This window comes from Robinsoniella sp., from assembly GCF_034124845.1.
Genome location: NZ_JAWYAJ010000590.1, coordinates 1 through 9,261, shown reverse-complemented (window position 1 = coordinate 9,261; position 9,261 = coordinate 1). Strand labels below are relative to the sequence as shown.

Below are 9,261 nucleotides of genomic sequence, written 5' to 3'. Positions count from 1 at the left end.
ACCGAGGCAACAGTACCATGGGATATGACAAAAAGCCATATAAAATCAAACTGGATGAAAAGACAGATATGTTTGGATTTGGTGAAAACAAACATTGGGTTCTTCTGGCAAACCATTTGGACGGCGCCCTGATGCGCAATAAGCTGGCATATGAATTGTCGGGATTCCTGGGTATGCCTTATATGCAGTCGACAGATGTGGTATTGATCATGAATGGAAGATATGACGGGATCTATCAGTTCTGTGAGCAGATCAGGGTGGATTATAAGTCGGGTAACCGCGTAGACATTTATGATTGGGAGAAAGCATCAGAGAAATTTGCAGGTGCAATAGCAAAGGCAGAAGGGTTTGACAAGAGTGCGAAAGCAGATTTGGAAAATGCGATGCTTGTGGATATGACGTGGGCATCTACTCACGAGGTGTATTTCAATGGTATTACTTATGATCTGGATAATGAAAACTATGGTATTAACATTCCGGAGTTGTCAGGTGGATTTTTAATAGAAATGGATTCATACTATGATGAGAAGTCCAAATTCAAAACAAAGCTTCAGCAGCCGTTGATGTTTAAAAGTCCCGAATATGTGTATACAAATTCAGATTTGATGCAATATACCAGCAATTATATGGATGCTTTTGAAAATGCAATTCAGTCCTATGATTTTTCAGATATCTGGAATAAAAACAAGGTAAGCTACTCTCAGCTATTCGATATGGATTCCCTTGTAAAGTTTTGGCTGGTAAACGAATTGTTTATGAACGAAGATGCCATGAAGAAAAGTACGTATATGTATAAGGATTTAGACGGTCTTTTTTACATGGGTCCAATCTGGGACATGGATTGGTCTTCAGCGTCGGATGTCAGCGCTACCAATTTTCCAAAAGAGTGGCAGACTTTTCATTTTAATGCAGACGGGCAGAGTACCCAGTGGTATAAATATATAACCAAGGATCCTTACTTTGCCATAAAAGCAAGAGAACTGTATCTGGAACTCCGAGAAACTTATCTACAGGATCTCATTGATACGAATGGTATCATAGATGCAAACAGCAATTATTTAAGCCGTGCAGCCCAGGCAAATACAGAGAGATGGAATGGCAGCGGAGGGTTTCCATACGGTGGATATGATTATCAGGTTGAAAAACTGAAAACATTTCTCACAACAAGAATTTCCTGGCTGGATGAGCAGTTCGCTACTGTAGAATCACTGATGGCTTCCTGGAATACAGATAGATTGGATGACAGCATAACAGGAGAATTAGATGTCTCACAAAATAATAGCAACACAGCGTCTGTTACCGTGCCAAAGGAGATTACAGAATTGTCATTGACTGTAAATGGCATCTATGCAGGCGGCGGGAAAGTGAAAGACGGCAAGATAACGGTCAGCTTTGATGACAGTTTCGTGAAGCTTGGCGACAACGCTGAGAATATTGTTGTCTATTGTGGAAAAGATAGGAATAATCAGACATACTATCAATATCAGTCTTTTACAAAAGAAGCAGAGCCTGTAATTACCAGTTATCAGATCTCAGTAACAGCATCAGAAGGTGGCAGAGCTTATATCCAATCCGAAGAAGGGGAACTGACTGGAATGGAAGTACAGGAAGGCAGTGAAGTCACGGTATTGGCAGCTGCAGATGTAGGCTATGAGTTTAATGGCTGGTATGAAGATGCGGTAAGTGAAGAACAAAAAGTATCCTCAGAGGCGGCTTATCATTTTACAGCATCGGCAGACAGAAAATTATTAGCTGAGTTTCGGAAGATGGAGGAGCAGCCAAAGCCTGACCCGGATCCCAATCCACAGCCGAAGCCTGATCCAGAGCCGGAGCCAAAACCGGAGCCAAAGCCGGAACCCAAGCCGGAGCCAAAGCCCGAACCCAAACCGGAACCCAAGCCGGAGCAAAAGCCAGAACCGGCAGTATCAAAACCCGCCCGGTTAAAAGGTACTTCTATTCAGGCATCCAGCCTGAAGCTGACTTGGAAAAAGGCTTCAAATGCTGTTTCTTATAAGGTTTATCGTTCAGAAAAGAAAAATGGAACATATAAATTGCTGGCTGAGACGAAGAAGACCAGTTACAAAGATACGAAAGTAGTTCCGAAAAAAACCTACTATTATAAAGTGCAGGCTGTTAATAAAAGCTCTGAAAAATATTCCACAGTTACAAAACTAAAAACAAAACCCCTTTTGGCACCCAGGATGAACCTGGAATCAACAAAAAAGAAGCAGGTCAAAATATTCTGGAAGAAGGTTGCCGGAGCAAAAAAATATGTGGTTTACCGTGCAGATAAAGAAAAAGGCAAATATAAAAAGGTTGCAGTAACCACAAAAATAAGCTATAAAGATAGAAAGAGAATAAAATCAGATAAAACGTATTATTACAAAGTCCGCGCTTATCATTCGAAAACAAGCGATGGAAGCATATCAAAAGTAAAATTAGTAAAAGTAAAATAAAGACCCCAGAGGATTATTAAAATGGAACAGACGAAAAATTTAGGCATCTACATTCATATACCTTTTTGCATCCGTAAATGTGCATATTGTGATTTCCTGTCTTTTGCATCCGAAGAGGATACCAGAAAAAAATATATTCAATCACTGATCTCTGAAATACGGAAGTGGGAAGATGCAGAAAGATGGCATATTACCTCCATATTTATAGGAGGAGGGACGCCCTCGGTGTTAAAGAAAGAGGAGACAGCGGGGATATTGGAGGCAGTATACAACAGGTTCCAGGTGGATGATGATGCAGAAATTACTACGGAAGCCAACCCCGGTACGCTTACAAAGGACAAGCTGTACGCCTACCGGGAACAGGGGATTAACCGGCTAAGCCTGGGGCTTCAGTCTGTTCACGACCAGGAATTAAAACTGCTTGGCAGAATACACACTTATGAAGATTTTCTAAAAGGTTTTCACATGGCAAGAGAAGCAGGATTTTCAAATATAAATGTGGATTTAATGTCGGCACTGCCGGGACAGACCGTGGATTCCTGGAGGGAAAGCCTGATCAAAATATTGCGTCTGAAAGCGGAACATGTCTCAGCCTACAGCCTTATTATAGAAGAGGGGACTCCGTTCTATGAGAAGTATGCCGAGGATGCAAGACTGCGGGATCTGGGAGAAGACTGCCGAATACTTCCGACTGAAGAGAATGAACGCAGCATGTACTATGAGACGCGGCGCTTAACCGGGGAGTATGGGCTTGAACAGTATGAGATTTCCAATTATGCAAAACCCGGATATGAATGCAGGCACAATCAGGCATACTGGCTGCGTCAGGATTATCTGGGGTTTGGCCTTGGTGCCTCATCACTGATTGATAATGTACGTTTTCGCAATACAGCAGATTTGAAGGAATACAGCCAGGGATTATTTGAAAAAGAAGAAAGAGAGGTGCTTTCTGTACAGGAACAAATGGAAGAAACCATGTTCCTGGGACTACGTATGAAAGACGGGGTGTCCATGGAAACATTTGAAAAGGTTTTCCATACTCCATTTTCTGCTGTCTATGGAAAGACAGTTCTCGACTTGAAAAAAGAAGGGCTGGTGCAGACAGAAGAGGAGAGACTTTTCTTGACGGAGAAGGGATTTGATTTAAGTAATTATACACTGGCGCAGTTTTTGCAATAGGGTGCGATACAGCAGACCTGCCTGCGGTATGCAGGGGTATAAGTTTGGTAAACCAGATTTTTGACTGCAAAATATAACCAAATTTCTGAAGGAAATTAATTAAATTTTAAAGAAATGTTAAATAGTGGTTGAAAAGTTGTAATATATTGTGTATAATTAGCTCGTAACTTTGAAATGGAGTATGAAGAAAACAAGGGAATTTATATGAACAAAAAGGTTAAAGTTTTAATTTTGATGTGTTGTCTAGTAATTGGCATGATAATACCAATGAAGCCGGAAGCAGCGGCTGCCTCCACACTAAAGATTCGCGGACATAAATATCCGGTATCACACAAGTTAGGATCCAGCTATTCACTAAAGGGAATGATCTCATCTAATTACAGGATCAAAAGGATAACCGCTGGAATATACAATTCTTCTGGTAAGAAATCGTATTATAAGAGTAATATTTATCCGAATACGTTAAGTTACAATCTGGCGTACTCACCGGCTGATTATGCTTTACAGTTTGACCGGTTAAAAAAAGGTAAATACTTATACAAGGTTACGGCAAAAGATGCGTCTGGGAAGTCCAGAACTTTAGTGAAAAAGACATTCAACGTTGTTACGAAGACTTCGAAGCTGAAAATTTCAAGTCCGGTACCAAGTTCCGATTTCGCGATCAATGCAGGTGGGTACTATACGGTAGGCGGGACGATTAAATCGAATTACAAGATTACGAATGTGACAGCAAAGGTTACGGATGCAGGAGGGGCTACCAAGTTCTCCAGATCAGTAAAGCCAAATACCAAGACTTTTAAGATTGGTTTTGAAATTGACGGTGCGATGTCATTTAATACACTCCCGGCAGGTACTTATAAGTATATTGTAACTGCAAAGGATAAATCAGGAAAATCCAAGACATTAGTGAAAAGGAATCTGACTGTAAAAAGCAATACACCATCAAATCCGGATAATGGTTCAAACGGAGGTTCTTCAGGAGGCAGCAGTTCAGGAGGAAGTTCCAGTGGATCAACAGCTAATTTTGTTCAGAGAACGGTTCCGCCGGATTTGAATAATGGAAGCTACTATTCAGGACTCTACAATATTTACTTTAATTTTGATTATCTGGCACCAACGGGTAAGAAGACAAGCGGTGGTTATAACAGAGGAAATTGTACCTGGTATGCATGCGGAAGAGCAAGAGAAGTGTTACTTCAGGCTGGGAAAATAACCGATATGACCATTTTCAAAAATGCTTCTGACCCTGTAGGCATTTGGAATTTGAATAAAAAAGAACAGGTATATGCATATGGTTCCACTCCAAAGGTTGGTTCATTAGTGGTTTTTGATTACAACTCTTCAGGAGATGCACATATCGCAATGGTAGAGGCAATTATCAATGGTGTACCATACGTATCCGAATCAGGATACAGCATGAGCAGCAAAAAACCAACAGCTACCAATATATCTTTCCATTATGGAAATATGTATGAATGGGGCGCAGGAAGAAGAATCTTAGGATACATATACTTAATATAAGCAGTTAAATTTGAAATGCCTTAGCACAGACCAAACGGTTTTTGCTAAGGCATTTTATTATGAATGAAAAATCTGATCGGTCAGGTATTGATGTATGGATTTTGAAGTGTCCTGGGTATAATGCAGTCCGTCAACCGTATCAAAACCATTCTGAATCAGGTAGTTGTAGCAGTCCAGGTAACGGGTGCTGAATATTTCCTGCAGGGAGCCGTTAAAATTCTGGATCTGTGCATTTGTGATTCCTTTGGTTTTTTCTTCATTTACCGGATTCACAGACATAAAATAAAAAGCTGCATCGGGGTAGGTTTGAATCAGTTCCTTATATAAGGTCAGATAAAGACTGATATTTTCCACATCATTTACCCCCAGATTGAAGACTACTGTTTCAGACGGGGATTCGGCAAGTGTGCTTTTTAATTCCGTCAGCCCGGTTTCGCTAAACCATTTGTAACCTTCTCCCTCTTTTGCAATATATACAGTAGAATCATCAGAAGATTTCATGGCCTCTTTCATGGCAACGGTACGGGAATCCCCTACCAGAATAAAAGAGGTATTGCTGTTTGATGCGTCGTTGTTTTTAGCCTGATCGGGATTATTGTTATTCCCCAGTTGTCTGTCTGCGCTTTTAAGAGCGTTATTTCCTCCATTCAGGGCGTTTTCATAAAAAGGGAGGTATTTCTTCAGAGGATTTGTATCTTCCATCATATAGAGCGTCAGAATGGCGGACAGCGCCAGCAGAGCTGCTATAGATAAGGATGCAAAAATCACAATCAGTGTATTTCCTTTTTTCATAATGTTCATGCTGCCGGGAAGGCAGTATCCTTTCCTATAGATTGTTGAAATTTCCTATACTATTTTATCTATAAATGTCAAATAGTTCAAGCTTTTTTAAATCCACAAGAATATTTGTTAAATATAAAAATTAAAATAATTTCTAAAAAAAGTATAAATACTATTGACAAAAAAAAGGCAGAGTGCTATTTTATGTACATAGATGTTAGCACTCCACTCAGACGAGTGCTAACAACAACATAAAAGGAAGGAGGATTTAAGGATGCAGCTGGATGAAAGAAAGACGAAAATTCTTCACGCCATTATTAAAACGTATCTGGAGACCGGAGAACCGGTAGGGTCCAGAACGATATCTAAGTATGCAGATTTGAATCTGAGTTCCGCAACAATTCGCAATGAAATGTCAGATCTGGAAGAATTGGGGTATATTGTTCAGCCTCACACTTCAGCTGGCAGGATTCCTTCGGATAAAGGTTACCGGCTATATGTTGACCGGATGATGGAGGAAAAAGAGCGGGAAGTTACCGAAATGAAAGAACTGATGATTCAAAAGCAGGATAAGATGGATCTGGTGTTAAAACAGGTGGCAAAGGTTCTGGCATTAAATACGAACTATGCTACCATGATTACGGCACCTCAGTATCACCGGACGAAGCTTAAGTTCATTCAACTGTCCATGGTAAGCGATGATCAGATACTGGCCGTCGTTGTGACAGAAGGTAATGTTGTCAAGAATAAGATGCTTCATATAGAACACTGCCTGGATAATGAAACTATCCTGAAGCTGAATATTTTACTAAACACAAGCTTAAACGGATTGACCATAGAACAGATCAATCTGGGGATGATTGCGAAGTTAAAGGAACAGGCAGGCATTCACAGCCAGGTAGTAAACAGTGTTCTGGACGCTGTAGCAGAGGCGATAAGGCTGGATGACGACGATCTGGAGATTTACACCAGCGGCGCAACCAATATTTTTAAATATCCGGAGCTGAGCGACAGTGAGAAGGCCAGTGAGCTGATCAGTGCATTTGAAGAGAAGCAGCAGCTGGTAAGCCTCGTACATGAAAACATGTCCGGGGGGGAGCACAATGGCATACAGGTCTATATCGGTGATGAATCACCGGTCAAAACGATGAAAGACTGCAGTGTAGTAACAGCTACCTATGAATTAGGTGAAGGGATGCAGGGTACGATAGGTATTATCGGACCAAAGCGAATGGATTACGAGAAGGTTGTGAATACATTGAAAACATTAATGGTGCAGCTGGATGAATTATTTGATAAAAGCTAGGAAAGGCGGTAACAAAATTGGCAGATGAAAATTTAAAAAAAGAAATGGAAGAAACTGTGGAAGACCAGGCAGATGGGACTACAGAAGAAGCAGTAGAAGACACTGCGGAGGAAACTGCAGAATCTGCAAACGAAACTCCTGAAAGTGATGAATCTGACGAAGAGGCAGACAAAGATGATGCAGACAAAGATTCGGGAGACGGCAAAGAAGTAAAAAAAGGGTTTTTTGGCAAGAAGAAAGACAAAAAAGATAAGAAAGACGTTCAGATTGAAGAGCTGACAGACAGGCTGAAACGCCAGATGGCAGAATTTGAGAATTTCCGCAAGAGAACGGAAAAAGAAAAGAGCGCAATGTTCGAAGTGGGAGCCAAAAGTGTAATTGAGAAAATGCTTCCGGTTGTAGATAATTTTGAACGTGGATTGGCAGCAGTTCCGGATGACAAAAAGGATGATCCTTTTGTAGAAGGAATGGAAAAAATCTACAAACAGCTGATTGGAACATTAGAAGAATTAGAAGTTAAGGCAATTGAGGCTGTGGGACAGGAATTTGATCCGAACTTCCACAATGCGGTAATGCATATTGAAGATGAAGAACTGGGCGACAACATTGTAGCCGAGGAATTCCAGAAAGGTTACACCTACCGTGAAAATGTAGTAAGGCACAGCATGGTAAAGGTAGCAAATTAAGCAAATAGTGTGATGTAACAGTCACCTCTTTTAAATAGTAAATAACAATCTCAAATCATAGTATATTAAATTAGGAGGAAACAACAATGGGAAAAATTATCGGTATCGACTTAGGGACAACAAATAGCTGTGTAGCAGTTATGGAAGGTGGTAAACCAGTAGTTATCGCCAATACAGAAGGAGCAAGAACAACACCATCCGTAGTGGCATTTACAAAAACGGGAGAAAGACTGGTAGGGGAACCTGCAAAACGTCAGGCAGTAACAAACGCTGACAAAACAATTTCTTCTATTAAAAGACATATGGGTACAGACTACAGAGTAGCAATTGATGACAAGAAATATTCACCACAGGAAATTTCTGCTATGATTCTTCAGAAAATGAAAGCAGATGCAGAAGCTTACCTTGGAGAGAAAGTTACCGAAGCTGTTATCACAGTTCCTGCTTATTTCAACGATGCTCAGCGTCAGGCAACAAAAGATGCTGGTAAAATCGCAGGCTTAGATGTAAAACGTATTATCAACGAGCCAACAGCAGCAGCACTTGCTTATGGTCTTGACAATGAAAAAGAACAGAAAATCATGGTATATGACTTAGGAGGCGGTACATTCGACGTTTCCGTAATTGAAATCGGTGAAGGCGTTATCGAAGTATTATCCACAGCAGGTGATAACAGACTGGGTGGAGATGACTTTGACCAGAAGATCACAGATTATATGTTAGCAGAATTCAAGAAAAACGAAGGTGTTGACTTATCTAACGATAAGATGGCTCTTCAGAGATTAAAAGAAGCTGCTGAAAAAGCGAAAAAAGAACTTTCCAGCGCTACAACAACAAATATCAACCTGCCATTCATCACAGCTACTGCAGAAGGTCCAAAACATTTTGATATGAACCTGACAAGAGCGAAATTTGATGAACTGACACATGACTTAGTAGAAAGAACAGCTACACCTGTTACAACAGCATTAAAAGATGCAGGTTTAACAGCAAGTGAAGTTTCCAAAGTATTATTAGTTGGTGGATCTACACGTATCCCGGCTGTACAGGATAAAGTAAAATCCCTGACAGGCAAAGAGCCAAGCAAAACTTTGAATCCAGACGAATGTGTTGCATTAGGAGCTTCCGTACAGGGTGGTAAATTAGCAGGAGATGCAGGCGCAGGCGATATCTTATTATTAGATGTTACACCATTGTCACTGTCTATCGAAACAATGGGCGGCGTTGCTACCAGATTAATCGAAAGAAACACAACAATTCCTACAAAGAAGAGCCAGATCTTCTCTACAGCAGCAGATAACCAGACAGCAGTTGACATCCATGTAGTACAGGG

Annotated in this window: 7 protein-coding genes; 6 read left to right on the top strand and 1 reads right to left on the bottom strand. The window is 40.7% G+C overall.

Going from position 1 to position 9,261, the window contains the following annotated elements; all coding sequences use genetic code 11:
* The 3 genes from ACH2DQ_RS29090 to ACH2DQ_RS29080 form a co-directional block, all read left to right on the top strand.
* Positions 1 to 2,456: CotH kinase family protein (locus ACH2DQ_RS29090; RefSeq protein WP_395028819.1), on the top strand; the 2,456-nt coding region annotated here is incomplete at its 5' end.
* A gap of 21 nt (positions 2,457 to 2,477) precedes the next feature.
* Entirely contained in the window at positions 2,478 to 3,635 is a 1,158-nt protein-coding gene (gene hemW, locus ACH2DQ_RS29085; RefSeq protein WP_394912788.1) for a radical SAM family heme chaperone HemW, read from the top strand.
* A gap of 204 nt (positions 3,636 to 3,839) precedes the next feature.
* Positions 3,840 to 5,156, top strand: a complete 1,317-nt coding sequence (locus tag ACH2DQ_RS29080; protein WP_394912787.1) for a CHAP domain-containing protein — start codon at positions 3,840 to 3,842, stop codon at positions 5,154 to 5,156.
* A 57-nt stretch (positions 5,157 to 5,213) separates the two neighbouring features.
* On the opposite strand, the gene ACH2DQ_RS29075 is transcribed toward ACH2DQ_RS29080, so the two are convergent.
* A complete protein-coding gene (locus ACH2DQ_RS29075) occupies positions 5,214 to 5,948 on the bottom strand; it encodes a hypothetical protein (protein ID WP_394912786.1) in 735 nt (244 codons plus the stop codon).
* Positions 5,949 to 6,210: 262 nt separating this feature from the next.
* Between ACH2DQ_RS29075 and hrcA the strand changes: the two genes are divergently transcribed.
* The 3 genes from hrcA to dnaK all read left to right on the top strand — a co-directional run.
* Positions 6,211 to 7,242, top strand: a complete 1,032-nt coding sequence (gene hrcA, locus ACH2DQ_RS29070; protein ID WP_394912785.1) for a heat-inducible transcriptional repressor HrcA — start codon at positions 6,211 to 6,213, stop codon at positions 7,240 to 7,242.
* 17 nt (positions 7,243 to 7,259) lie between these two features.
* On the top strand, positions 7,260 to 7,928 hold the full coding sequence (grpE, locus tag ACH2DQ_RS29065) for a nucleotide exchange factor GrpE (protein ID WP_395028817.1): 669 nt from the start codon (positions 7,260 to 7,262) through the stop codon (positions 7,926 to 7,928).
* 86 nt (positions 7,929 to 8,014) lie between these two features.
* Positions 8,015 to 9,261, top strand: a 1,247-nt coding sequence (gene dnaK, locus ACH2DQ_RS29060; RefSeq protein WP_395028815.1) for a molecular chaperone DnaK, incomplete at its 3' end; no start/stop codon positions are given.